This is a genomic window from Antarcticibacterium sp. 1MA-6-2 (assembly GCF_021535135.1).
In the GTDB taxonomy this organism is placed as follows: domain Bacteria; phylum Bacteroidota; class Bacteroidia; order Flavobacteriales; family Flavobacteriaceae; genus Gillisia.
This window is the reverse complement of sequence record NZ_CP091036.1, coordinates 1,294,393-1,317,641: the sequence shown is the minus strand read 5'-3', so window position 1 is coordinate 1,317,641 and position 23,249 is coordinate 1,294,393. Positions and strand designations below refer to the sequence as shown.

At 37.6% G+C, this 23,249-nt stretch carries 22 protein-coding genes and 3 pseudogenes; 6 read left to right on the top strand and 19 right to left on the bottom strand.

What is annotated here, in order from left to right:
* Positions 1-6: 6 nt before the first annotated feature.
* From LZ575_RS06605 to LZ575_RS06595, 3 genes are all read right to left on the bottom strand, one after another.
* Positions 7-813 carry a Cof-type HAD-IIB family hydrolase gene (locus LZ575_RS06605; RefSeq protein ID WP_235329971.1) on the bottom strand — a complete coding sequence of 269 codons (807 nt, stop codon included), beginning with the start codon at positions 811-813 and terminating at the stop codon, positions 7-9.
* Between the two features lie 153 nt (positions 814-966).
* Positions 967-1,323, bottom strand: coding sequence for a phage holin family protein (locus LZ575_RS06600; protein ID WP_235329969.1), 357 nt, complete (start codon positions 1,321-1,323; stop codon positions 967-969).
* A 60-nt stretch (positions 1,324-1,383) separates the two neighbouring features.
* Complete coding sequence (locus tag LZ575_RS06595; RefSeq protein ID WP_235329967.1) at positions 1,384-2,040, bottom strand: vancomycin high temperature exclusion protein; 657 nt, start codon at positions 2,038-2,040, stop codon at positions 1,384-1,386.
* A 176-nt stretch (positions 2,041-2,216) separates the two neighbouring features.
* Between LZ575_RS06595 and LZ575_RS06590 the strand changes: the two genes are divergently transcribed.
* The gene (locus tag LZ575_RS06590) at positions 2,217-2,846 is read left to right on the top strand and encodes an NAD(P)H-dependent oxidoreductase (protein ID WP_235330684.1); all 630 of its coding nucleotides are present in this window, start codon (positions 2,217-2,219) and stop codon (positions 2,844-2,846) included.
* 1 nt (position 2,847) lies between these two features.
* On the opposite strand, the gene ribB is transcribed toward LZ575_RS06590, so the two are convergent.
* The 12 genes and pseudogenes from ribB to LZ575_RS06530 form a co-directional block, all read right to left on the bottom strand.
* Complete coding sequence (gene ribB / locus LZ575_RS06585; protein ID WP_235330683.1) at positions 2,848-3,969, bottom strand: 3,4-dihydroxy-2-butanone-4-phosphate synthase; 1,122 nt, start codon at positions 3,967-3,969, stop codon at positions 2,848-2,850.
* Between the two features lie 64 nt (positions 3,970-4,033).
* Positions 4,034-5,476, bottom strand: coding sequence for an LptF/LptG family permease (locus LZ575_RS06580; protein WP_235329965.1), 1,443 nt, complete (start codon positions 5,474-5,476; stop codon positions 4,034-4,036).
* A 2-nt stretch (positions 5,477-5,478) separates the two neighbouring features.
* A complete protein-coding gene (locus LZ575_RS06575; protein WP_235329963.1) occupies positions 5,479-6,123 on the bottom strand; it encodes an outer membrane lipoprotein carrier protein LolA in 645 nt (214 codons plus the stop codon).
* Positions 6,124-6,138: 15 nt separating this feature from the next.
* Positions 6,139-8,524: pseudogene (locus tag LZ575_RS06570) on the bottom strand (DNA translocase FtsK).
* A 112-nt stretch (positions 8,525-8,636) separates the two neighbouring features.
* Positions 8,637-9,624 (bottom strand): annotated as a pseudogene (locus LZ575_RS06565) (alpha/beta fold hydrolase).
* Positions 9,621-10,001: a diacylglycerol kinase family protein gene (locus LZ575_RS06560; RefSeq protein ID WP_235329962.1), complete on the bottom strand. Its 381-nt coding sequence runs from the start codon at positions 9,999-10,001 to the stop codon at positions 9,621-9,623. The pseudogene LZ575_RS06565 and the gene LZ575_RS06560 overlap by 4 nt, the downstream one beginning before the upstream one ends.
* Positions 10,001-10,501 carry a thiol peroxidase gene (gene tpx, locus LZ575_RS06555; protein ID WP_235329960.1) on the bottom strand — a complete coding sequence of 167 codons (501 nt, stop codon included), beginning with the start codon at positions 10,499-10,501 and terminating at the stop codon, positions 10,001-10,003. Before tpx ends, LZ575_RS06560 begins: the two co-directional genes overlap by 1 nt.
* A 132-nt stretch (positions 10,502-10,633) precedes the next feature.
* Positions 10,634-10,882 carry a DUF6952 family protein gene (locus LZ575_RS06550; protein WP_235329959.1) on the bottom strand — a complete coding sequence of 83 codons (249 nt, stop codon included), beginning with the start codon at positions 10,880-10,882 and terminating at the stop codon, positions 10,634-10,636.
* A complete protein-coding gene (locus LZ575_RS06545; protein WP_235329957.1) occupies positions 10,863-11,177 on the bottom strand; it encodes a thioredoxin family protein in 315 nt (104 codons plus the stop codon). The genes LZ575_RS06550 and LZ575_RS06545 overlap by 20 nt, the downstream gene beginning before the upstream one ends.
* A gap of 12 nt (positions 11,178-11,189) precedes the next feature.
* Positions 11,190-11,834, bottom strand: a complete 645-nt coding sequence (locus tag LZ575_RS06540) for a peroxiredoxin (RefSeq protein WP_235329956.1) — start codon at positions 11,832-11,834, stop codon at positions 11,190-11,192.
* A 168-nt stretch (positions 11,835-12,002) separates the two neighbouring features.
* A pseudogene (gene nhaC, locus LZ575_RS06535) lies at positions 12,003-13,482 on the bottom strand (Na+/H+ antiporter NhaC).
* A gap of 270 nt (positions 13,483-13,752) precedes the next feature.
* The gene (locus tag LZ575_RS06530; protein WP_235329954.1) at positions 13,753-14,967 is read right to left on the bottom strand and encodes an aminotransferase class I/II-fold pyridoxal phosphate-dependent enzyme; all 1,215 of its coding nucleotides are present in this window, start codon (positions 14,965-14,967) and stop codon (positions 13,753-13,755) included.
* 312 nt (positions 14,968-15,279) lie between these two features.
* Here LZ575_RS06530 and LZ575_RS06525 point away from each other — a divergent pair, with 312 nt between their 5' ends.
* From LZ575_RS06525 to lpdA, 3 genes are all read left to right on the top strand, one after another.
* Positions 15,280-15,738, top strand: coding sequence for an Lrp/AsnC family transcriptional regulator (locus tag LZ575_RS06525; protein WP_235329951.1), 459 nt, complete (start codon positions 15,280-15,282; stop codon positions 15,736-15,738).
* 143 nt (positions 15,739-15,881) lie between these two features.
* Entirely contained in the window at positions 15,882-16,121 is a 240-nt protein-coding gene (locus LZ575_RS06520; protein ID WP_235329950.1) for a hypothetical protein, read from the top strand.
* A 139-nt stretch (positions 16,122-16,260) separates the two neighbouring features.
* Positions 16,261-17,667, top strand: a complete 1,407-nt coding sequence (gene lpdA, locus LZ575_RS06515; RefSeq protein ID WP_235329948.1) for a dihydrolipoyl dehydrogenase — start codon at positions 16,261-16,263, stop codon at positions 17,665-17,667.
* Positions 17,668-17,721: 54 nt separating this feature from the next.
* On the opposite strand, the gene LZ575_RS06510 is transcribed toward lpdA, so the two are convergent.
* The 4 genes from LZ575_RS06510 to LZ575_RS06495 form a co-directional block, all read right to left on the bottom strand.
* Complete coding sequence (locus LZ575_RS06510) at positions 17,722-18,018, bottom strand: type II toxin-antitoxin system RelE/ParE family toxin (protein WP_235329947.1); 297 nt, start codon at positions 18,016-18,018, stop codon at positions 17,722-17,724.
* Positions 18,003-18,239, bottom strand: coding sequence for a hypothetical protein (locus LZ575_RS06505; protein ID WP_235329945.1), 237 nt, complete (start codon positions 18,237-18,239; stop codon positions 18,003-18,005). Before LZ575_RS06505 ends, LZ575_RS06510 begins: the two co-directional genes overlap by 16 nt.
* A 363-nt stretch (positions 18,240-18,602) precedes the next feature.
* A complete protein-coding gene (locus LZ575_RS06500) occupies positions 18,603-19,355 on the bottom strand; it encodes an aldose 1-epimerase family protein (RefSeq protein WP_235329944.1) in 753 nt (250 codons plus the stop codon).
* A gap of 3 nt (positions 19,356-19,358) precedes the next feature.
* Entirely contained in the window at positions 19,359-20,705 is a 1,347-nt protein-coding gene (locus LZ575_RS06495; RefSeq protein WP_235329942.1) for a DEAD/DEAH box helicase, read from the bottom strand.
* Between the two features lie 381 nt (positions 20,706-21,086).
* On the opposite strand from LZ575_RS06495, the gene LZ575_RS06490 reads away from it, so the two are divergent.
* Positions 21,087-21,623, top strand: coding sequence for an NADPH-dependent FMN reductase (locus tag LZ575_RS06490; RefSeq protein WP_235329940.1), 537 nt, complete (start codon positions 21,087-21,089; stop codon positions 21,621-21,623).
* A complete protein-coding gene (locus LZ575_RS06485; protein ID WP_235329938.1) occupies positions 21,624-23,177 on the top strand; it encodes a chorismate-binding protein in 1,554 nt (517 codons plus the stop codon).
* Positions 23,178-23,249: the final 72 nt, after the last annotated feature.

Sequence of the window (23,249 nt, the reverse complement as noted above, 5' to 3'; positions counted from 1 at the left end):
TGTGAACTATTTTACCACGGGAAAATCAATAAGTTCTAGTTCCAGGATAGTTTTTAATACTCCGTTTTCATTGTTATCAAATTTTGTGGAATGTTTACCTGCCTTTAAAATTTCTGGATGAGCATTCTTCATAGCATAGCTGTAGGAAGCATTTTGCATCATTTCAAGGTCGTTTAAATAATCACCAAAAACCAGGGTTTCTTCAGGAGATATTTTCAATTTTTCCTGTACTTTTTTTATAGCATTTCCTTTATTAGCAGTTTTTGAAGTGATGTCCAGAAAGATCCTCGCAGCAACTGCAACTTTATAATCCTGTTCAAACTCTTTAAAAGATTTGTAACTGTTTTCTTCCACACCCTTCCATTCACAGATGGTCACTTTTAAAATGGTATCTTCAACAGTTGTGAGGTCTTCTACAAACTCCAGGCGCTCGTAATACTTTTTTATTTCTGAAATAAATTTCTCATCCTTATTTTCAACATAAGCAGAGGTTTTTCCGCAGAGCACAACCTGCACACCATTCAAGGTTCTTCCTATTTCAATAAATTTCTTTGCTGCTTCAGCATCCAGTTCATTTACATAAAGTTCTTTGTCCTGATGAACTACGTGAGTACCATTTTCAGCAAAGAATATCATTCTGTCTTTGATCCTTTTAAAATTGGATTCAAGATTATAATATTGGCGCCCGCTAGCCACAGCAAAAAGAATATCGTTCTTGTGGAGGGCCTCTTCTATCTCCCAAAAGTCGGGATGTAATTCGTGTTTGTCATTTAATAAGGTGCCGTCCATATCGGCTACTATCAATTTAATCATTTTCAGCTTTTTATTAATTTCAAAGATAAAACATAATGAATTTACACCTATGGAATTGGGATAATAATAACCACTTAAGGTATAGCTAATCCTAATTGCTTATATAAAAAAACCCGCACCAGGTGCGGGTTATGGAAGATCTCAAAATATAATTTAAAATAGGATTGCGTCTAAGATAGCACTAACTATGGCTAGTATAACGGCCAGCCATAAGGAAGGTAAAAAACCAACAGTGTTAAAATCTTTACTTAGTTTATCTGCAATTTCTATAATAATAGCATTGACTATTATTCTAATTATAAAGCCAAGTCCAATAAAATAGAAAAGCCCCAGAGTTGCAATATTGAGAACAGCAGTAAGGATCCAGCTGAGCAGAAAACTTAAAACTCCAATAATAAGTGCCACTATAATGGCCGTTTTAAAGCCCTTAAGTTCAACTTTGGACATATATTTTGCAGCAATTAGCAACACAACTGCATCAAGAAGGATGTGAAAAAGCCATTGTAACATATAATTTTCAGTTTTGGTTAGTCCTATTAAAGATACCAAATATTACGAGATAAGCAATTCTTATTCTTTTGGGATAAAGCTAATAGTTTTGGTTTCATTCCCGGTTCGGGAAGATATATTGCGAATGAATACGTCATAAACAGCTTTAAAGTTGGCGAGTTTTTCCCGAAAAATAAGTTTCTTTTCAGTTTTATATTCAACTGATGCAGCAGGAAAACCGGAATAATCCAGACCTAAATTTTGAGCAATGAATATAGTGCGGGGAAGGTGGAATGGTTGTGTTACGACTACCGCGTTTGAAACATCAAAAACGTTTTGAGACCTATGCATGCTTTCAAAGGTGTTTAGCCCGGCAGGATCTGTAGAAATATCTTTAAGGGGTACTCCTCTTTTCATCAGGTAATTTCGCATTGCACTAACCTCGTCATAATCATCTGTCCTATGATCGCTAGTAAGAAGAAATTGTTTAACTTTTCCCTTTCTATATAAATAAAAACCCGTGTCAACCCTATCCTGTAACACAGGAGAGAGCTTTCCATTCGCGTGAACACTGGCTCCTAAAATTATAACTGTGTTAGCCTCTGGAAGTGCTTCTACCGTTTTATATATCTTTTCATTGGTACTTGAGTAGATATATAAATTTAAAGCAATAACAACCAGAATTCCCGACAGGAATGAGAATAAAAGGAAAAATAAAATCTTTTTTAGTTTTTTCATTTTCAAGTAGGGGAAACTTCTGATTGAAATGAAATATAAAAATAACATTTAAACTGCTATAATAGCACTATAAATAATTTTTCTATGTTGAGACATCAACAGAATTTACCGAACTGTCTTTTTACGGGGAAAACTATTATGTAAGTTTGTTGAGTGAGCACCTAAAAGAGACCATGATGGAAAATATTAAAGCACTAAAGTGGCGTTATGCAACAAAAAAATTTGATAGTCAAAAACTTCTCCCAAAGGGAAAAATTGAGGTACTTAAAAATGCTTTTAATTTAACTGCTACTTCTTATGGGTTGCAACCTATTAAATTGGTTATTATTCAAAACAAAGAGTTGCAGGAGAAACTGGTGAAATATTCTTTTAACCAAAAACAGGTAGCTACGGCCTCACACGTTTTGGTGATTTGTATTGAGAACAAAGTTGACAGGGAATTCATAGAACGTTATTTTAAACGTGTACACGCAATCAGAGCTACCCCCGCCGATATTCTCCAACCCTTTCAAAATTTTCTTATTGGAGATTTTGAAAAAAAACATATTGATGAAATATCTGTATGGGCCACCAATCAGGCCTATCTTGCTCTGGGAACCTTAATGACAGTTTGTGCAACAGAGGCTATAGATGCCTGTCCCATGGAAGGTTTTGAACCCAAAGAATATAATGATCTTCTGGGGTTGGAAGACAGGAACCTTGAAAGCGTACTTGTGCTACCTGTGGGTTACAGGGCAAAAGATGATATGTTTTCAGAATTTGAAAAGGTGAGGCGCCCGCTTAGCGATGTAATTATTGAATTGTAAATTAATAAGGAACGTATTCGGTTATCTCCAAACCGTAACCTATCATTCCCACCCGTTTCGTTTGTCCCGAATTTGATAACAAACGTATTTTATGAATTTCGAGGTCGTGCAGGATTTGTGCGCCTATTCCAAAATCTTTATTATCCATAGAAATAGGTGGTGCCTTCATTTCTCCTTTTTTCTGGCGCTCTTTTAATTCCTTGAGGCGTTTTAAAAGATTCAAAGACTGGCTTTCCTGATTAATAAATACTATAGCCCCACGTCCTTCTTCATTAATTGCCCTGAACATATCCTCCAGCTTTTTCTCAGGATTGTTGGTAAGGGTTCCTAGCATATCATTATTTACCAGGGTAGAATTTACCCGTACTAAAATTTCCTGGTTAGGTCCCCAGGATCCTTTGGTAAGGGCAATGTGAACCTGATTATTTGTAGTTTGTTTATAGGCCCTTAACCTAAAAGTGCCAAATCTGGTGTTAATGTCAAAATCTTCCATCTTTTCTATAAGAGAATCGTGTTGCATCCTGTATGCAACCAGATCTTCAATAGAGACTATTTTAAGGTCGAATTTATTAGCGACTTCTATTAGCTGAGGTAGTCGGGCCATGCTCCCGTCTTCATTCATGATTTCTACAATTACACCTGTAAGCTGGAAACCTGCAAGCCTGGCGAAATCTATTGCAGCTTCAGTATGCCCGGTCCTTCTTAAAACACCACCTTCTTTGGCCTTAAGGGGAAAAATATGACCAGGACGACCAAGGTCATGGGGTTTTACATCTGGATCTATAAGAGCCTTTACAGTCTTCGCTCTGTCTAAAGCTGAAATTCCCGTTGTTACACCTTTTCCCTTAAGGTCAACAGAAATTGTAAAAGCAGTTTCCATAGGATCTGTATTGTTTCCTACCATCATTTCCAGCTTCAGTTCCTTACAACGTTCTTCAGTAATGGGAGCACAAATGAGCCCGCGGCCATGTGTGGCCATGAAATTAATTATTTCGGGAGTTACTTTTTCTGCTGCGGCGAGGAAATCTCCTTCATTTTCACGATCAATATCATCTACTACTATAATAACTTTTCCTTCACGTATATCATCTATAGCTTCTTTTATAGTATGAAGAACAATCATATTTTCAGTTGAAGTATTTTGCACAATACAGGGGATTATATTTAAAGCTGCAAAGGTATTTAATCTATTTCTTTTCCTTTCGAATAAGGGCGAGTTTTTTCAGCTGTTTGCTAATGGGCCTGATAAGATTTCCAAAAGCCAACAGTCCCTGATCTGTGGTTGCGCGGTAGGTAAAGAATACTCCGAGGGGTAACATAATTAAGGTTGACAACCAGGCTGCCAAAACCGGGCTTATTGTTCCGTCTTCTGCACTATTTTTGGCAAAAATTCCAATAAAGTGATAAGTAAGGAAAATTAGAATGGCAATTACCATTGGCAGGCCCATTCCTCCTTTTCTTATAATTGCTCCCAGGGGTGCACCCACGAAGAACAATATTATACAGGCAAAAGCGAGCACATATTTCTCGTGCAGGGCAATTTCAAATTTATTCAGCTGTTTGGTACTGGTCTTGAATTCCTGCTTTTTAATATTTGCTGTAGAAACAAGAGCGTCTACAGAGCCTATGGAGAGATTTAATATCTGTAAAGCTTCCTCTGTATCGTAAAGTTCAAGTATTGAATTGTCAACTTCGGGCAAACTATCATTCGGAAAAAAATTGCTGTTATACTGTGTCGCTCCCGACCTGGTGTAAATAACATCAGCAAATTTTCTCCTCTCCTGGTTGTAGGCAGTGGAAAAAGAATCGATACTTTGAGTAAGTTCCGAGATCTTAAGCATATTTTGAGAATTTTTGTAATTCTCGTCATCCAGGTCAACATCATTAAAATCTGAAATATCAATGTTGATGGTGTGCTTTTCAAAAGAACTCTTGGCAAAAGGTTTGTTAGCCCGTCTGGAAGGATCATTTTGAGGAATATCATTATAATAATTACCATCGAAAAGGATAAGAGAAAGCACATCGGAATCTGTGCTTCCCACTAATTCTCCTCTATTGGCTTTTATTACAGTTAAGTTTCCTCCACGTGCAGTTTTTTGATGAATAATTACATCGTTAAGAAATTGGTCATTTTCTCCTGTTTTATCTTCTACTTTAATATTAAAATCTCCTACATCATTAAAAGTTCCTTCAGAAATTGCCATTGCAGGTTTTAACTGGGCAATATTCTTCCGAAGGTTAATAGATTTAAATTCTGAAGCAGGAATCACATTATTCGCGAAGAAAAAGGCAATTCCACTAAGCAGAAGGATAAAAAAGGTAAGACTTCGCATGGCCCGCTGTAAAGAAATCCCCGATGATTTCATCGCAGCAAATTCATAATTTTCAGCAAAACTCCCAAAAACCATGATCGAAGTAAGAAGAATGGATAATGGAAGGACAAGCGGAATTAATTTTGGGGAAAAATAAAGCAGAAATTTTAGAATAATTTCTACATCCAGATCTTTTCCTGCTAGTTCTCCAATGTACAACCATATGGTTTGGAGTACAAAAATGAACATGAGGATGATAAATACCGTAAAGAATGTCTTTAAATAACTTACCAGTATGTATCTGTCAAGTATCTTCAAAATTAATCCAGTCTGTTGATGTAGTAATCGCTATATCTGTCTTCGGAAAAGCTGAAGAGATTTTTTGCTAAAGGTTGATTGGTCTTAAAACTTTTTACCGTGATGGTAATTTTTGTACCATTATCCTGGGTTTGAATAAGGTTATAAATATGTTTGGTTTGTGTGTCTATTCCCAATAAAATATTTTTTACATCTGCATTACTGTCAATAGGGGTCAACTTAATATACTGGATTTTACGGCCTTTTACATCCTGAACAATATCCCATTTGTACGTGTAGCCATTTTCGTAAAAACTGAACATCTTGGAAGGGGTAATATTAGTGTCATCTTCTTCAACGTAGGTTGAGACATTGATTTCCTGATCTTCCGGAATTATAGTGTAGATCTTTTTTCCATCAAAAAGCTGCGAAGTACCCATAAGATTAAGAAAATATTTGTCTCCCTTAATACTAACATCTCCCCGCGTTTCCTGGTTTACTTTTTCTGCGGTATTTTCAAGAGTGTATTTAAAGTCAATCACCATATTGTCATAGGACTTAACTTTTGAGGATACTTCATTAAGAAGCGCTTTTGCCTTATCTGCATTTTGAGCGTTAACAGAAAATAATGTCACTAATGCAATAAGGAAAATAGGTAATCTTTTCATTTTTCTTTGTTTTATTTATGCTTCATCGTTTAGCAATTGATCTAATGAAGCGATATCTGTAACCAATACCTGTCTCGCTTTACTTCCTTCAAATGGTCCTACAACCCCGGCGGCTTCTAATTGATCTATTAACCTTCCTGCACGGTTGTAACCTAACTTTAATTTTCTTTGAAGTAAAGAAGCAGATCCCTGTTGAGCTATTACTATAACTTCTGCAGCTTCACGAAACAGTTTATCGCGTTCGCTCACATCAATATCAAGTCCTGTGCCACTTTCCTCTGTCTCATATTCCGGCAGGAGGTGAGCATCAGGATAAGCCTTTTGGGAACCAATAAACTCAGTTATTCTATCCACTTCAGGAGTATCTACAAAAGCACATTGTAAACGTATTAGATCATTTCCCTGGGTAAATAACATATCCCCGCGCCCAATCAACTGGTCTGCTCCCTGATTGTCAAGAATAGTACGGGAGTCAATTTTGGAAGTTACCCTAAAGGCTATTCTGGCAGGGAAGTTAGCTTTTATAATACCTGTAATTACGTTTACCGATGGTCTTTGAGTGGCAATAATCAAATGGATACCTATTGCCCGTGCTAATTGTGCCAGACGCGCTATGGGGGTTTCCACTTCTTTAAGCAGTCATAATAAGATCTGCAAATTCATCGACCACAAGGATGATATATGGTAGAAATTTATGGCCCTGTTCAGGATTAAGTTTTCTGGCTTTAAATTTTACGTTGTACTCTTTTATGTTTCTCACCATCGCATCCTTCAACAGGTTGTAACGGTCATCCATTTCAATACATAGAGAATTCAGGGTATTGATTACCTTAGTATTGTCAGTAATAATAGCATCTTCCGTATTAGGTAATTTTGCGAGGTAGTGACGTTCAATCTTATTGAAAAGAGTAAGCTCCACCTTTTTTGGATCAACCAACACAAATTTTACTTCCGCAGGATGTTTACAGTAAAGAAGAGAAGTAAGAATGGCGTTAAGTCCAACAGATTTTCCCTGACCTGTAGCACCCGCCATTAAAAGGTGAGGCATTTTTGCAAGATCTACAACAAATGTTTCATTGGAAATTGTCTTTCCAAGTGCCATAGGTAATTCCATCTCGGCCTTTTGAAATTTAGGAGATGCAATTACAGATCTCATAGAGACAATGGTCGAATTTTTATTGGGAACTTCTATACCAATAGTTCCTTTTCCAGGAATAGGGGCAATAATACGTATCCCTAATGCCGAAAGTGAAAGAGCAATATCGTCTTCCAGGTTTTTGATCTTGGAAATCCTGATTCCGGCTTCAGGTACTATTTCGTAAAGGGTAACCGTTGGTCCAACCGTCGCTTTGATTTGCGCAATTTCGATCTTGTAATTCTTTAGAGTTGCGACAATAGTATTCTTGTTTTCTTCAAGTTCCTGTTGGTCTACAGTTATTCCACCACTGTTGCTGTTGTAATCTTTTAGAAGATCTATAGTAGGCCATTTGTAATTCTTAAGTTCCAGGGTGGGGTCAAATTCTCCAAAATCTTTCACCAGTTTTTCACTAAGAGTGTCTTCCATTTCCTCCTCTTCTACAGTCTCAACCTCCATTTGCACATCTTCCTCAGCTGTTACTGCAGCTGTACGTGCAGGTGTGGGAGAGGGAGTAGCTGGAGCTGTTCTCGTTTCTTTAGGTTTATCCTCATTAATAGAAAATGCCGGGATTTTTTCCTCTTTCTGCGGAACAGTTTTCTCTACCCAGTCCTTTTCTTCAGTAGTTACTTTTGCTGAAGTTGGTTTGTTCTCAAAATCATCTGAAAAACTTTCCTTTTTGGACTGAAGATAAGATCCAATCATTTCAGGAGTAATCTTTAACCTAATGACGAAATATATTATGAAAAGGAAAGTGAGCAGTAGTATTGTTCCTATAAAACCAATGTAATCCTGCAAATAATCATTTACTTCAAAACCAACTCTGCCCCCTAAAAGCGTACTGCTTCCGGCAAAAAATCCGAAGAAAACGGCCCACCACAACATCATGATCAAGCCCCAAAACCAGTAGCTAAAAAGGTTCTTTAATTTGAAATTGAAGAAAAGATAGACGCCCGACAGCGTTATGAGGCCAGCCAGAATAAATGCTGCGAGGCCAAAACCGTTATAGATAAAAAAATTACTTACTGAAGCTCCAAACTTGCTCAGCCAGTTTTTTGCTGCCAGTTCACGATTTCCTACTTCCTGTAAAATACTTTGATCTGCCTGCCAGGTAAATAAGAAGGAAATAAAAGCGATAAATAGCGCCAGGCCTAATAACATTAGAAAACTTCCCAGAACTACTTTTTGTTGTCGGGAAACTTTCAACGGTGATTTCCTGGGGCCTGCGGGATTCTTCTTTTTAGTGGAGGCTTTCTTACTGGCCATATATCTTCTGGGGAATTTTTGCAAAAATACAAATTAGCATTAGTCTAAAATAAATAAAAGAACACCAATTTTTGAAATGGTCTTTTTGCTTTATCTACCCAAATCTAACGATTTATTTCTTTAAATATTCCAGGAGTGGATCGATGAATTTATCAAAGGCTTCTATATGTGGAAGATGTCCTACATTTTCAATTTCTACCAATTGCGCATTAGGAATTTTATCTCGAGTGATTTCCCCCAATTGGTCATAAAGTCCCATCGTCTTTTTAACCTCTTCAGAAACCAGATTTTTACCAAGAGCGGTTCTATCCCGGGTGCCAATGATTAGGAGGGTAGGGACCTGTAATTCTTTAAATTCATACACAACGGGTTGGGTGAAGATCATGTCATACGTGAGAGCAGAGTTCCAGGCGATCAATGGATAATTTTCATTGAAGGTCCAACTAAGCCAGTAATTTTGCCCATTCCGCATAATCTTCGTTCCAGTCTCCCGCGTAATAATTCTCCTGTTGATAGGCTTTAATTCCCGAATAGTCCTGTTTCAGCTGATTTTGATACCAGTCGTCAACACTTTGATAGGGAACTTTGAGTTTCCAGTCTTCAAGTCCAATGGGATTAAGAAGTATTAATTTTTCCGTTTTTTCCGGGTACATGAGAGCGAAGCGCGTGGCGAGCATTCCTCCCATAGAATGTCCCAAAACTACAGTTTTGTTTATGTTGAGGGAATCAAGTAGATTTCTTGTATTTAGAGCGAGTTGCTGAAATGTAAATTGGAAATATTCAGGTTTTGAAGATTTGCCAAATCCAATTTGATCAGGAACAAGAACATTGTATCCATTTTTAATTAAAGCTTCTATAGTTGTACCCCAATATGCACCGTTAAAATTTTTCCCGTGAAGAAGGCTAACTACTACTCCATTAGGTTCTGGAGCTTCTAGGAACATATAGGCCATAGAATATATCTCCTGCTGTGCTTTTATTTCAAAATATTCAACCGGATATGGATATTTATAATTAGTTAACAAAATATCCCGCTCCTCCACATCCTGTGCCCAGGAAATAGAAGTAATTAAAGCGAGAACGAGAAATAAAATTTTCATTTAGGGAAATAGATTAAAAAATATAGGGCAGGTAAATAAAGCCAAGCAATAAATATGGCTGTTACTGCAGCAAAAAGTACAGCACCCGCAGCTACATCTTTAATATAGCCGATTTTAGTATGAAAGTCGGGATGAATAAAATCGGCTATTCCTTCCACTGCACTGTTAAGGCCTTCGCTACTAAGAACGAGGCCTATTGCAAAAATTTGGAACATCCATTCTGTTCGGGTAATATCAAAATAAAATCCTGCAACGGTTACTACTATAGAAATGACTGCCTGGACTTGTATACTAGGTTCAGATTTAAGTAAAATCCAGGCACCTTTTATAGCGTAACCGCCGCCTCTTATTCTTTTTCCCAGAAAACTATTGCGCATTACAGCAGCGATTTGAGCGCCGAAAGGTAATCGGGCTCATCTCCAATATCTCCTACCTGTTGGCTGTGCAGAACCTTTCCCTCCTCGTCCAGAACTATTACCACGCGTGATAAAAGGCCTGCCATAGGACCATCTATCATTTCGACTCCATAGTCTTTTCCAAAATCACCCTGGCGAAAATCAGATAGATTTGTGACATTTTTTAGACCTTCATCATCTACAAATCTTTTTTGGGCAAAGGGAAGATCTCTGGAAATACACAGGATCTCGGTATTATTTAATTTAGATGCCCTTTCATTAAAATTTCGAACCGAAGTTGCGCACACATTGGTATCTATACTTGGAAAAATATTCATAATGACCCTTTTTCCTCTAAAGTCTTTTAAAGTTGCAGTAGAAAGATCAGAACGAACAAGTTCAAAGTGAGGTGCTTTTTCTCCGGTCTCAGGCAAATTGCCGTACGTATTAATTTTTTTATCTTTTAATGTGATTTGTGACATTGTATTCAGGATTTTTTTGTTGATACCTAAAATTAATGCTTATGACACAGGCTTTTACTAAAATTATCATAAAAACAAGAAAGGCTGTTTTAAAAATTAAAACAGCCTTTCTAAAGGATTAATATTTAGGTTTTAACGGTCTATGGCACCTATAACTTTTTTCATAAAATTGTTACAGGCATCTTTTTCCGGTGTTCCCTCTTCAATCATATTATGTACTTCAACTGCACCACATAAGTTGGAGATCAATTCCCCAATAACATCCATTTCTTCATCGGTTACTGAACGGTGTTCAGTAAAACTTTCCAAAACTTCGATGCTATGCTCCAGTTTCTGTTTATCATTGTTACGTTGCAAATGTCTAATTACTGGTAACTTCATTTACTAGATCTTTTAAAAGGTCAAACTTATTAGTTTGCACCTGATTTATTAAACTTCCATTCTTAAAAGCTGCAAAGGTTGGAAGGTTGTTCACATTTGCCATTTTGCGAGATTCGGGAAACTTTTCAGCATCTACCATTATAAATGTAGCCTGCTGATTTTCACCCGCCAGTTTTTTAAATTTTGGTTTCATAACGCGGCAGTTTCCACACCACCCGGCCATATACTGAACAACTACTGTCTCACTTCCTTCAACTATCTCATTCAAATTATCCTGTTCCAGTTCTTTTACCATATTGTATGTTTTTTAGTTTACGCTTGAGCTCAAATAAGAGGCAACACCTTCACGGTTGGCATTCATTGCCTCTTTACCTTCTTCCCAGTTTGCAGGACATACTTCTCCTTTTTCCTGTACATGAGTGTAAGCATCAATAAGGCGCAAAAATTCTTTTACATTTCTACCAAGTGGCATATGGTTTACGCTTTCGTGAAAGATCGTTCCCTCTTCGTCAACAAGATATGTTGCGCGATAAGTCACGTTGTCTCCTTCTACTGTTACGGCACCTGTTTCTTCGTCATAATTTTCATTAGTAATGTCCAGAATACCAAGTTGAGAACTAAGATTTCTGTTAGAATCTGCAAGGATAGGATAAGTCACACCTTCAATTCCGCCATTGTCCTTTGCCGTGTTCAACCAGGCAAAGTGAACTTCAGCTGTATCACAGGAAGCTCCAATAACTTTTACATTTCTTTTCTCAAATTCCCCCAAAGCTTCCTGGAAAGCATGAAGTTCAGTTGGGCAAACAAAAGTGAAATCTTTAGGATACCAGAAGAGCAAAACTTTTTTATTGTTCTTTTGAGCCTCTTCAAGAACATTTAACTTGAAAGTATCACCCATTTCGTCCATTGCGTTTACACTTAAATTTGGAAATTTTCTTCCTACTAAAGCCATAAATATATTGTTTAAGTTGTTATTATTTTTCGTGTGCAAATTTATGGATTAACACGTCTTAAAAAAGGGGTAAAAATTTTTAATTCCTATTAAAGAATAGTCTTTGCTTATAGGTGGCAAAATTTTACATAGGAAATTTCTATAAGTTAATTTATAGGAATTTGAGACTTAGGAAGTTGCTGTCTTAAGTTCTTTAATTTTGATACTAAAGGCTGCAAACAGCAGAGTAGTAAAAGGGCTTAAATAATTAAAAAAAGCATAGGCAGCATATGAAAGAGTGGGTACTCCAAGAACTCCACTGTGATAAGCACCACAAGTATTCCAGGGTACCAGAACCGAAGTAACTGTTCCTGAATCTTCCAGGGTACGGCTTAGATTTTCAGGAGCCAGTCCTTTGTCGCGGTAAGCTTTGGAAAACATTTTTCCTGGCACTACAATGGCCAGGTATTGATCTGATGCAGTTGCATTTAATGCAAGACAACTAAAGACGGTGCTGGCAAACAAACCGAAGGTGGTGTGAAACATATTAAGAAGAGCCCGGCTGATTGTGGCCAGTGCGCCAATAGCTTCCATTACGCCACCAAAAACCATGGCACAAATGATAAGCCAGATAGTTCCTAACATTCCTGCCATTCCACCAGAGGAAAACAGGTCGTTTAAATTCTCATTGTCTGTAACTACAGCAGTATCTACGGTGATGGAATTCATTATCCCCTTGTAACCGCTTACAAAATCCAGAGTTTCACTTCCGGCAATTTGTGCTACGATCGTAAGCTGGAAAATTAGAGCGGCTAAAGCACCTAAAAGAGTTCCCAATAATAGAGCAATTAAAGGAGAAACTTTTCTTACAATTAAAGCTATTACAATAATGGGCACTAAAAATAGCCAGGGAGTAATTGTAAAAGTAGAATCAATAGATCCCAAAATTGCAGAAGTATCTGTAGTTCCTGAGATATCCAAATTCAACCCAATAATAATGAAAATGACTATCGTCAATAATATAGTAGGAACGGTAGTGAGCATCATATACTTAATATGGGTGAAAAGATCGGTTCCTGCCATTGCGGGTGCAAGATTGGTGGTATCGCTTAAGGGAGAAAGTTTGTCTCCAAAATAAGCTCCCGATAAAATGGCGCTAAGCCGTCATTCCTGCTGAAATTCCTAATGCTTCTGCAATACCAATGAGTGCTATCCCTACGGTTGCTGATGTTGTCCAGCTGCTTCCGGTAGCCACAGAGATTACAGAACATATAATGACACACGCTGCCAGAAAAATGGTTGGATTTAAAATTTGAAGTCCGTAATAGATCATCGTGGGTATGATCCCGCTAACCAGCCAGGTTCCTGCTAAAGCTCCTACCATTAAAAGTATTAAAATAGCACCTGCAGTACTCTGAATGTTTCCTGCAATAGCATCTATTATTACATCATACTTTACTTTATTAAAGTATCCTACAATAGCCGCGATAGCACCTCCCAGTAAAAGGATGAATTGATTTGAACCACTTAGAGAATCATCTCCGTACACATAAACATTAAAAGCTAACATGGCCACCAGAGCTACTACTGGTAATAAAGCTTCCCAAATATTAAGTTCTCTGTTTTCTACGATAGGCTCATTTGCGAAGGAAGTATCCTGGTTCTCCATTAACGTTAGGTGTAAGGACTTTCAGATTTTAATTATTCTGAAGGTTACCAAATTTAGTGTTGCTTGAATTTTGGTTTGTAATGTTACGATTTTAACCGAAATTTTGCAACCTATAGCTGAAATCAACAGGAAGAGTACGCATTAATAATTGAGAAAAATAGAGCTTAATAAATTGTTATCTACTAATAAACAATAGAAACACAAGTCATTAGAAAAAAAGGGAGACGTGTTATCCCCGTCTCCCTTTTCCAAAATCAAACTAATCATTTCTTAGTTTTCCTGTAAAGCCAGTATTTCTACTTTTTCCATACAGGCTTTCATTCGCTGGTATGTTCTTTCAATATCATTATCCAGTCCAATCGAGAACCTGATAAGGCCATCGGTTAATCCCATCTCTTTCTGTTCTTCAAGAGGAATTTCTGAAGAAGTGGAACTTCCGGGTGCGCTGAACAAGGTTTTATAAAACCCGAGACTCACGGCAAGATATCCAAGATTCTCATTCTGCATTAATTCCATTAATTCATTGGCTTTGTCCAGGGTTCCAACATCTATAGTTAACATTCCGCCAAAACCGTAATCCGGATTCATCATCCTTTTGAAAAGTTCATGACTGGGGTGGGAGGGAAGTCCGGGATAAACTGTTCTTAATCCATCTTCTTCAAATTTTTGAGCCAGATACATTGCATTATTACTGTGCTGTTTCATTCTTATATGTAGTGTCCTCATATTTTTAAGAATAGAGGCAGAGCGTAAACTATCCATAGTAGGTCCTAGCAGCATATTGGCACCATCATTTACGCTTCTAAGGGAGTTGATGAAATTTTGGGATCCACAGGTAACTCCGCCCACCGTGTCACTACTACCATTTATAAATTTGGTGAGGCTGTGTATAATAACATCGGCACCAAGTTCTTTTGGAGTTATTGACAGTGGTGAAAAAGTATTGTCTACAACAAGAGTGAGATTGTGCTTTTTTGCAATTTTAGACAGGGCTTCAATATCTGCAACTTCAAGCAAGGGATTGCTTACAGATTCACAGTACAACACTTTTGTATTTTTTGTGACAGCTGCTTCCACAGCTTCCGGTTTAGTAATGTCTACAAAGGAAGTGGTAATATTCAACCTGGGTGCAAAATTCTTCAGAAAAGCATAGGTTCCGCCATAGATTGTTCTGCTGGAAACTACGTGATCGCCTGCCATACATAACTGTAAAAGAGTTGAAGTTATGGCTCCCATACCTGATGCTGCTACGTTAGCAGTTTCTGTTCCTTCCATTGCAGCGAGAGCCTCTCCTAAATAAAGATTTGAGGGAGAGGAATGCCGGGAATATAAGTAACAACCATCTGCATTCCCCTCAAAAGTGTCAAACATGGTTTTTGCTGAAAGAAACGTATAAGTAGAAGAATCTGAAATTGATGGATTTACTCCTCCAAATTCTCCAAAGTATTGGAGATCCTGGATATGATTGGCGGGTTTATATTTCATAGTATTAGTTTTATTCTATTCAAATCTCTACTTTTAATATTATTTAATCAATAGATTGCGATATATTTAGAAAAAAAAACTACCACATTTGATTTTTATAGGAAATATTTCTCCCAAAGCGAACCTCCGCAAGCTTATGTAGTTTTTTTATTTTCAGTAATTGAAATGGGAGGTGCTAAACTCTTTCTTTATGTGGAAATGCATCGGAATAGAGTGGGATGTTCTATTTTAAGCACTGGATTTTAAAATAAAAAAGTTTTGTTCTTGAATTTTTCACACATAATTGCCCTGGCACTTTAAAACTTAATCAGTATGCATCTGGATAACATTGATATAAAAATACTGAGACAACTTCAAAAGGATAGTAAGATCACCAACAAACAACTTTCAGCAAAATTAAACCTTTCGGTTACCGCAATTTATGAGCGGGTAAAAAGGCTGGAAAGGAATGGCGTAATTTCAGGATATATTGCGGTGGTAGAGCCGGAAAAAGTGGAGAGATCTTTTATGGTTCTTTGCCAGATCAAATTGACTCAGCACACGAAAGCTTATATGATGAAGTTTGAAGCCGAAGTTGCAAAACTTCCTGAGGTAATGGAATGTTATCATGTAAGTGGGGAATATGATTATAATCTAAAAGTACGGGTAAAGAATATGGAGGCCTATCGTGAATTTATGGTAACCAAACTCACCACGCTGGAGCATATTGGTAGTACACAAAGCACATTCGTTATTAACCAGGTTAAACATACTTCAGCTTTACCATTATAGCCGCCTATTGTTAAACCTACACTATAGAGATCCTAAAATCCCCAGGTTTCTCTTCCTTTTATTTTATCTTTCTTAAAATAGGAATTTTAATTTATATGATGCTGATCCTTCCGGATCAAAATCAACATAAAAAAAATAAAATCATGGGAAAGCCAAATGTACCAAAGACAGAAGGAACTATAGCGGGACAACCGGAAAGCAGGGGAACTACAAAATCTGAGAAAGAACCCATCTCTCCCGAAACCAGTGCCAAAGCTCAAAAGAATTTTACTACAGAGGAATCAACATCAATAAAAGGAAAAGATTCTGTACCGCCAGACTCAACCGCCCAAAGAGGCAAAACTCCTTCCTCCACTTCCGAAGAGAATACTAAGAAGAAATAAATTTTCAATTAAAGGCTCTCTTTTTTACACACCGCTTTAAAAGCAAATAGCGCTCCTTTGAAGGGTTTTATTCGTTGTTCATTGAAGAGAATAATTGTACTTTTGTTACAATCTTGCAAATAAAACAAAAATTAGACTTATGAGTAAATATGATGTAGTGGTAATAGGATCAGGTCCCGGAGGATACGTAGCTGCCATTCGTTGTGCGCAACTGGGGATGAAAACTGCAATCATTGAAAAATATTCCACTCTTGGTGGTACCTGTTTAAACGTGGGCTGTATTCCAAGTAAAGCCTTGTTGGATTCTTCGCACCATTACGAGGACGCTGTAAAACATTTTGAAGAACACGGTATCGAACTTTCGGGAGATGTAAAAATCAATCTTGAAAAAATGATGAACCGTAAATCTGCAGTTGTACAACAAACCTGCGATGGCGTAAAATATCTGATGGACAAGAACAAGATTGAGGTTTTTCAAGGAGTTGGATCTTTTAAAGACGCTACACATATTAATATAGATAAAGCTGAAGGTGGTACAGAAACCATTGAAGCAACAAATACTATTATCGCAACGGGCTCAAAACCGTCCTCTCTGCCGTTTATTAAGCTTGATAAAGAGAGAGTAATAACTTCTACTGAAGCATTAAAACTGAAGGAAATTCCTAAACACATGTTAGTAATTGGTGGTGGTGTAATTGGTCTGGAATTAGGACAGGTTTACAGCAGACTTGGAGCCGAAGTTACCGTAGTGGAGTATATGGACAGGATCATTCCCACAATGGATTCTGCTTTAGCCAAGGAATTGGCGAAGGTGCTTAAGAAGCAGGGAATAACTCTTAATGTGAGCCATAAAGTAAAATCTGTTGAAAGAAATGGAGATGAGGTGATTGTTAAAGCAGATGATAAAAAAGGAAATGAAGTAGAATTTAAAGGAGATTATTGTCTTGTTTCTGTGGGAAGAAGACCTTTTACCGACGGACTAAATGCTGAAGCTGCAGGGGTTGAAGTTGGAGAACGCGGAATGATCACCGTGAATGAGCATTTGCAAACTAATGTGAAAAATATTTATGCTATTGGAGATGTAGTAAAAGGAGCAATGCTGGCACATAAAGCTTCTGAAGAAGGTTCTTTTGTTGCTGAAGTAATTGCGGGACAAAAACCACACATCAATTATAATCTTATCCCGGGAGTTGTCTACACCTGGCCGGAAGTTGCCGCAGTAGGTAAATCGGAAGAAGAATTAAAAGAAGCAGGAGTTGAATACAAAGCAGGGAAATTCCCGATGCGGGCATTAGGACGTTCAAGAGCCAGTGGTGACACGGATGGTTTTGTAAAAATTCTTTCCGATGCTAAAACTGATGAAGTATTAGGAGTACATATGATTGGAGCAAGAACAGCCGATCTTATTGCTGAAGCGGTTACTGCCATGGAATTCAGAGCCTCTGCTGAAGACATTGCGCGTATGAGCCACGCCCATCCAACTTATGCTGAAGCTATTAAAGAAGCAGCTTTAGCGGCAACCGGAGACCGTGCATTGCACGTTTAATTGAAAAAAAGTTGAATAAAAAACGCTTCAGAACTCCGAAGCGTTTTTTATTTTTTAGAGTGTTTCTAATTCTTCCGGGTCTTGCCTCGTATCCCAAATTCCCAGTATGGTAATTGGTTTGGATTTAAATTCGTAAAAAAATTTATACGATTTAAAAATTTTCACTCTAATAAATTTATCACTAGTAGATATGCCTAAATAGGGATATGCATCTAATAAATATATGATCTGTATTATTTCTTTATAGAGTTTCTTGCTATATGTATTGGATTTATTTCTACTTCTCCAGTAAGCTAAAATTTCCTGAAGATCTTCTGTAGCTTTTTTGGACCATTTTATTCTCCCAGCCATTTTTTCATGCTCTCATCCACTTCTTCCTGGGTAAAATATTGTCCGTTTTTAACTTCCTCCCTGGCTATATTTAGTTCAGTTTTCTCTTCAAAAGATAGTTCATAAATAACCTTTCCAGAATTTTCCGGATCAATTAATCTATAGATATCTTCCAGTAGAGATTTATCTTCAGTACTATTTATTCTGTTTATCAGTTCCTTTTTAAGCTCCTCGGTTTTCATAGATTTAATTTAGGGAAATTTTATTTTGTAGTGCGAATTTCGGCCCCAAATTTTTCTGCTTTGGTGTTATAAGTTTTATTACTTTTATTCCATAAACTCTTAATAACAGAGAAACCATGGCAAAAGAAAAATCCCCTTCAAAGAATTCGGTTAAAAAGGAACTTAGTTCTTACTTTAAAGGAAAAACGCGCTGCGAAAGAAGCGAAGAAAAAGAACAGAAGTTAATCTATAATCGGCAGATCTTACTCTATAGTTATGGTGTAAGACGCTTCAAATTTCTCAGAAGGCATTATTTCGATAATGCCTTCTTTTGTTTTTATATTACCTGTAGCATCTTCAGAATCGGCTATTCCCAGCCAGGGTTCAATGCAAACATATGGCGCAGCTAGGGTTTGCCCAAAGACCTAAATTTTTAAAATCATCATACTCCACAGTTAATACAGGCCCAGATCTTTTACTCTTTAAAACCACCTTCTTAGACTGGATATCTTTAAAAACCAGTGCATCCTTGTTAAAAAGGTCCTTGTGTAAATGAATCTTATCATCATTTTCAGTTACCGGAGTAGTCCTGGCCGTTATTAGTCCTTCTTCATTCAGCACGTGAGTCTTTAAGTCCAATTTTTTATCGAACTGGAGAAAATGATCCTCATAAACTTCTCCCTCATTTAACGGAACGTTAAAAGCAGGATGTCCTCCCAGGGAGAAATAAATGTATTTGTCATCCACATTGGTCACACGGTGAGAAATCTCCAGTTGCTTTTTAAATAAAGTAAATTGGATCTCCAGTTGAAACTTAAAGGGATAAACTTTTAATGTTTCTTCGGAATATTCACGAAAGAAAATCAGGCTCTCGTTGGTCTTCTCCTTCAGGATAATTTTATCATTATGCCTTACGAAACCGTGTCGGGGTAGGCTGTATTCTTTGCCGTCAAAAGAATAAGAACCGTTTTTTAATTCTCCAATAATTGGGAAAAGTATTGGGGCGTGGTTCGCCCAGATTTCAGGATTCGCCTGCCAGATATATTCTTTTTGCGTTTCACGATCAATTATGCTGCACAGTTCTGCACCAATCGGTTTAACGCCAATACTTAAAAATTCATTCTGTAACTGATGCATATTCTACTTTTTTCTTCTTCTGTTGGCATTTTTATCGCCCCGGGTTTTCGGTTTCTTGTATTTCTTGGCTATTTCCCGTCGATAAGATCCTCCAAGATTCACCTTTTTGTTTTTCTCGCTTTTCTCGTGGAAAGCTGGTCCGGGAGCATCTTCAGAATTTTTTCCGGGATTATTGATCTCAAAGACTTTTGGCTGTTCTTCAGGAATAAGTTCAGTAGAAATGGATACTTCAGGCGGTAACTCATTTTGAGGCACCTTCATATTCATTAGGTTTTCAATCTTCTCCAGGTTCTCTTCTTCTTTTTCAGTAGTAAGCACAATAGAAATTCCCTGTTTTTCGGCACGTCCTGTTCTTCCTATTCTGTGCATGTAATTTTCAGGATATTCCGGAGTGTCAAAATTTATCACGTGGGAAACGTTTTCTATATCAAGACCACGGGCCATAACATCTGTAGCTACAAGAATTCTGCAAAACCCCTCTCCAAATTGTCTCACACTTCGCAATCTGTAATTCTGAGTCTTATTGGAATGGATTACCGTTAGTTCCTCTGCATATTTTTCATTCAGCATTTCAAACAGACGGTCTGCCATTCTTTTGTAGCCTACGAAGATCAGTACTTTGCTGTAGGTTTCCCGGTCTTGCAGAATGTGCTTCAGGAAATTTACTTTGGTATGGAAATTTGGAATTTTGTAACCTCTTTGCTCAATATTCTCTAGCGGAGTCCCACTCATTGCTACCGAAATTTTCTCCGGAGCTTTAAAATTTGCGTCAATAAGCTCTTCCACAGCTTCTGTCATTGTAGCTGAAAACATAATACTTTGCTTAGTGTCCGGAAGTAGCTCAAGAATATTATTGATTTGAAACCGAAAGCCTAAATCCAGCATCACATCTACTTCATCTATCACCAGCTTTTGAACCGATTTCAGCTGAATTGCCCGTCTTAACACCAGATCATACAATCTTCCAGGAGTCGCCACCACAATATCCTGTCCCTGTAAAACATCCTGATGCTGAGTATTAATGTTTACACCTCCATAAACGGCAACTATTCTCACATTCATATATGCAGTAAGCTTTTCAATCTCCTCTGCCACCTGTACTGCAAGTTCCCGTGTTGGCACCAGCACCAGTACCCGCGGATTCTTTTGTTCGGAATATTTGAGCATCCGTAGAATCGGAAGCATATATCCAAATGTTTTCCCTGTACCCGTTTGTGCAATTCCCACTACATCTTTTCCGGACATAATAGAAGAAAATGCCTTTTCCTGGATAGGAGTAGGAGTGTGGAATTTAAGATCTTCCAGCGCGTTGAGTAAAGGAGTATTTAAATTGAGGTCTTGAAAAGTCACAGTATGAATATTAATCTGTTTGCAAAGGTAAGGGAATTATTGTGGAGAGAGAAGTATCGTGGTGCAGTAGTAGAGGAGAGAGGAAAGTGAAGAGAGGAAAGTCAGAGCGCCTTTAGAGAGGTGACTGAAGATTGGACAGGAAAAGAGGATGATTTTCTCTTTCCCGGGACGATCTGCGAAAATCACCATTTTTGATCTGCGGGCTCTGCGGGAAATTTAGGATGCAACTTAATATCTTGCAGCAGAACTTCAAGTTCTAAAACCCGACATACCTCAATCTCAAATCTCATGTCTCACATCTCAAGTCTCATATCTATCTTTAAAACAACTTTAAGAGGGCGCTTCTATATTTTTAGGTAATTTTGAACAGAATTAATAATTATGAAGAAAATTCTCGCCTTTGCAGGCTCCAATAGCAGTACATCTATTAACCACACTTTTTTGACTCACGTAGTAGATAGAATTCAGGGGCACGAAATTAAAATTCTAAAATTGCGAGAGTTTGATATCCCAATTTACAGTATAGATTTGGAGAAGGAGCGGGGAATACCTACAGATATCAGGATATTAAAAAATCTTATTGATGAACATGACGCGCTTGTTATTTCGGTAAATGAACACAATGGTACTGTATCAGCTTTTTTCAAAAATATTATTGACTGGCTTTCCAGAATGGACAGAAGTTTTCTCACAGGAAAGCATATTCTTCTTATGAGTACCTCCCCGGGAGCCAGAGGAGCTGCTGCTGCTCTTGATTACACAAAGCATATGTTACCGCGATTTGGCGGAAAAATCATTCAGAGTTTCAGCTTTCCCTCTTTTAAAGATAATCTTGAGGATGGCAAAATTCAGAATGAAGTTCTGGATATGGGAATTGAAGATGTCTTAACTACTTTTGCACATGAAATTGAAGATTAAGTGCGAACCACCAAAGAATTTCTTTTAACCAATCCCGCTGAATTTAAACTGAAGCTGCTTTCCTGGAGCAAACAGTTTGAAGAAGTTGTTTGGCTGGACAGTAATGATTACCCGCAGAAATATACCGGATTTGAAGCAGTACTTGCTGTTGAAGCCTTTACTTCAATTAAAACCGATTCTTTTAATGCTTTTGATAATCTAAAAGAATACCAGGAAATAACTGCCGACTGGATCTTTGGATACCTTTCTTACGATCTCAAAAACGATGTCGAAGAGCTTTCGTCCAATAATTTTGACGGACTTCAATTTCCGGAACTTTACTTTTTCCAACCTGCAAAAATGATCCAGATCAAAAATGGCAAAGCTGTTTTTCATTATCTGAAAATGGTAGATGAAGAAATGGAAGAAGATTTTTTCGACATTTTGGGAATTGGGAAAGAAAGTGAGGAAAGTGGAGAGAGGAAAGAGGAAAGTGGAGAGAGTTCCGAGGTTAGAGAAGAGAGAAGAGAGGAAAGAGAAGCAACGAGAGAAGAAAGAGAAGAGAGCAGAGAGAAGAGAGAAGAGAGAACACCGAACCAGAAACTAGAAACCTCAAACCTTGAACCAGAAACTTCAAACCTTAAACCTGGAATCTTAAACCAGAAGCCAGAAACCTCAAACCTTAAACCTGAAACCTTAAACTTTGAACCAGAAACCTCAAACCTTAAACCAGAAACCTTAAACCAAAAACCGCTTCCACGCATATCAAAAGAAGATTATCTTAAAAAGGTAAAGACGATTCTGCACCACATCCATCGCGGAGATATCTATGAAGCCAATTTCTGTCAGGAATTTTATGCTGAAGAAACTGAAATTGATGCTCTTGAAGTTTTCAAAAAATTAAATGCGATTTCTGTTTCACCATTTGCAGTTTTTCTGAAATTTGATAAAAATTACCTCCTTTCAGCTTCACCCGAAAGGTATCTCAGGAAAGATGGGAGCAAGATTTTCTCTCAACCCATTAAAGGCACAGCAAGACGTTCAGAAGATCCATTGGAAGATAAAGAAATATCAAAGGTTCTTTCAAACGATCCAAAGGAAAGATCAGAAAATATTATGATCGTGGATTTAGTGCGAAATGATCTTTCCAAAGTTGCAAAAAGAGGAACTGTCCAGGTGGAGGAGCTTTGCGAAGTGTATTCTTTCAGGCAGGTTCACCAATTAATCTCCACAGTTTCGGCTGAACTAGATATTGGAATTCCTCCGGTTGAAGTTTTAAGAGCTACTTTTCCAATGGGTAGTATGACAGGTGCACCAAAAATTTCGGCAATGAAAATTATTGAAGAAATGGAAGAAACCAGGCGCGGACTGTATAGTGGCGCAGTGGGATATTTTACTCCCCAGGGTAACTTTGATTTTAATGTGGTAATTCGCAGCATTCTTTACAATGCTGAAAATAAATATATATCTTTTTCTGTAGGAGGAGCAATAACTTCAGGTTCTGTGCCTGAAAGAGAATACGAAGAATGTCTCCTTAAGGCAAAAGCTATGAGAGAAGTCTTAGGCGATTTTTAGACAACGCTTTCTTCGGCTTTTTATCTATCTATAAAAATTTCTTTTAACCCGATTAGGAAGGGCTTTTGTATC

Bases quoted from the DNA above. Each gene is read 5' to 3' on its own strand.
- LZ575_RS06600 (WP_235329969.1), bottom strand. From the start codon at position 1,323: ATGTTACAATGGCTTTTTCACATCCTTCTTGATGCAGTTGTGTTGCTA.
- LZ575_RS06540 (WP_235329956.1), bottom strand. From the start codon at position 11,834: ATGGCTTTAGTAGGAAGAAAATTTCCAAATTTAAGTGTAAACGCAATG.
- LZ575_RS06575 (WP_235329963.1), bottom strand. From the start codon at position 6,123: ATGAAAAGATTACCTATTTTCCTTATTGCATTAGTGACATTATTTTCT.
- ribB (WP_235330683.1), bottom strand. From the start codon at position 3,969: ATGATTGTTCTTCATACTATAAAAGAAGCTATAGATGATATACGTGAA.
- LZ575_RS06500 (WP_235329944.1), bottom strand. From the start codon at position 19,355: ATGCATCAGTTACAGAATGAATTTTTAAGTATTGGCGTTAAACCGATT.
- LZ575_RS06510 (WP_235329947.1), bottom strand. From the start codon at position 18,018: ATGGCTGGGAGAATAAAATGGTCCAAAAAAGCTACAGAAGATCTTCAG.
- LZ575_RS06560 (WP_235329962.1), bottom strand. From the start codon at position 10,001: ATGCGCAATAGTTTTCTGGGAAAAAGAATAAGAGGCGGCGGTTACGCT.
- LZ575_RS06490 (WP_235329940.1), top strand. From the start codon at position 21,087: ATGAAGAAAATTCTCGCCTTTGCAGGCTCCAATAGCAGTACATCTATT.
- LZ575_RS06525 (WP_235329951.1), top strand. From the start codon at position 15,280: ATGCATCTGGATAACATTGATATAAAAATACTGAGACAACTTCAAAAG.
- LZ575_RS06550 (WP_235329959.1), bottom strand. From the start codon at position 10,882: ATGAAGTTACCAGTAATTAGACATTTGCAACGTAACAATGATAAACAG.
- lpdA (WP_235329948.1), top strand. From the start codon at position 16,261: ATGAGTAAATATGATGTAGTGGTAATAGGATCAGGTCCCGGAGGATAC.
- LZ575_RS06545 (WP_235329957.1), bottom strand. From the start codon at position 11,177: ATGGTAAAAGAACTGGAACAGGATAATTTGAATGAGATAGTTGAAGGA.
- LZ575_RS06530 (WP_235329954.1), bottom strand. From the start codon at position 14,967: ATGAAATATAAACCCGCCAATCATATCCAGGATCTCCAATACTTTGGA.
- LZ575_RS06520 (WP_235329950.1), top strand. From the start codon at position 15,882: ATGGGAAAGCCAAATGTACCAAAGACAGAAGGAACTATAGCGGGACAA.
- LZ575_RS06605 (WP_235329971.1), bottom strand. From the start codon at position 813: ATGATTAAATTGATAGTAGCCGATATGGACGGCACCTTATTAAATGAC.
- tpx (WP_235329960.1), bottom strand. From the start codon at position 10,501: ATGTCACAAATCACATTAAAAGATAAAAAAATTAATACGTACGGCAAT.
- LZ575_RS06595 (WP_235329967.1), bottom strand. From the start codon at position 2,040: ATGAAAAAACTAAAAAAGATTTTATTTTTCCTTTTATTCTCATTCCTG.
- LZ575_RS06590 (WP_235330684.1), top strand. From the start codon at position 2,217: ATGGAAAATATTAAAGCACTAAAGTGGCGTTATGCAACAAAAAAATTT.
- LZ575_RS06505 (WP_235329945.1), bottom strand. From the start codon at position 18,239: ATGAAAACCGAGGAGCTTAAAAAGGAACTGATAAACAGAATAAATAGT.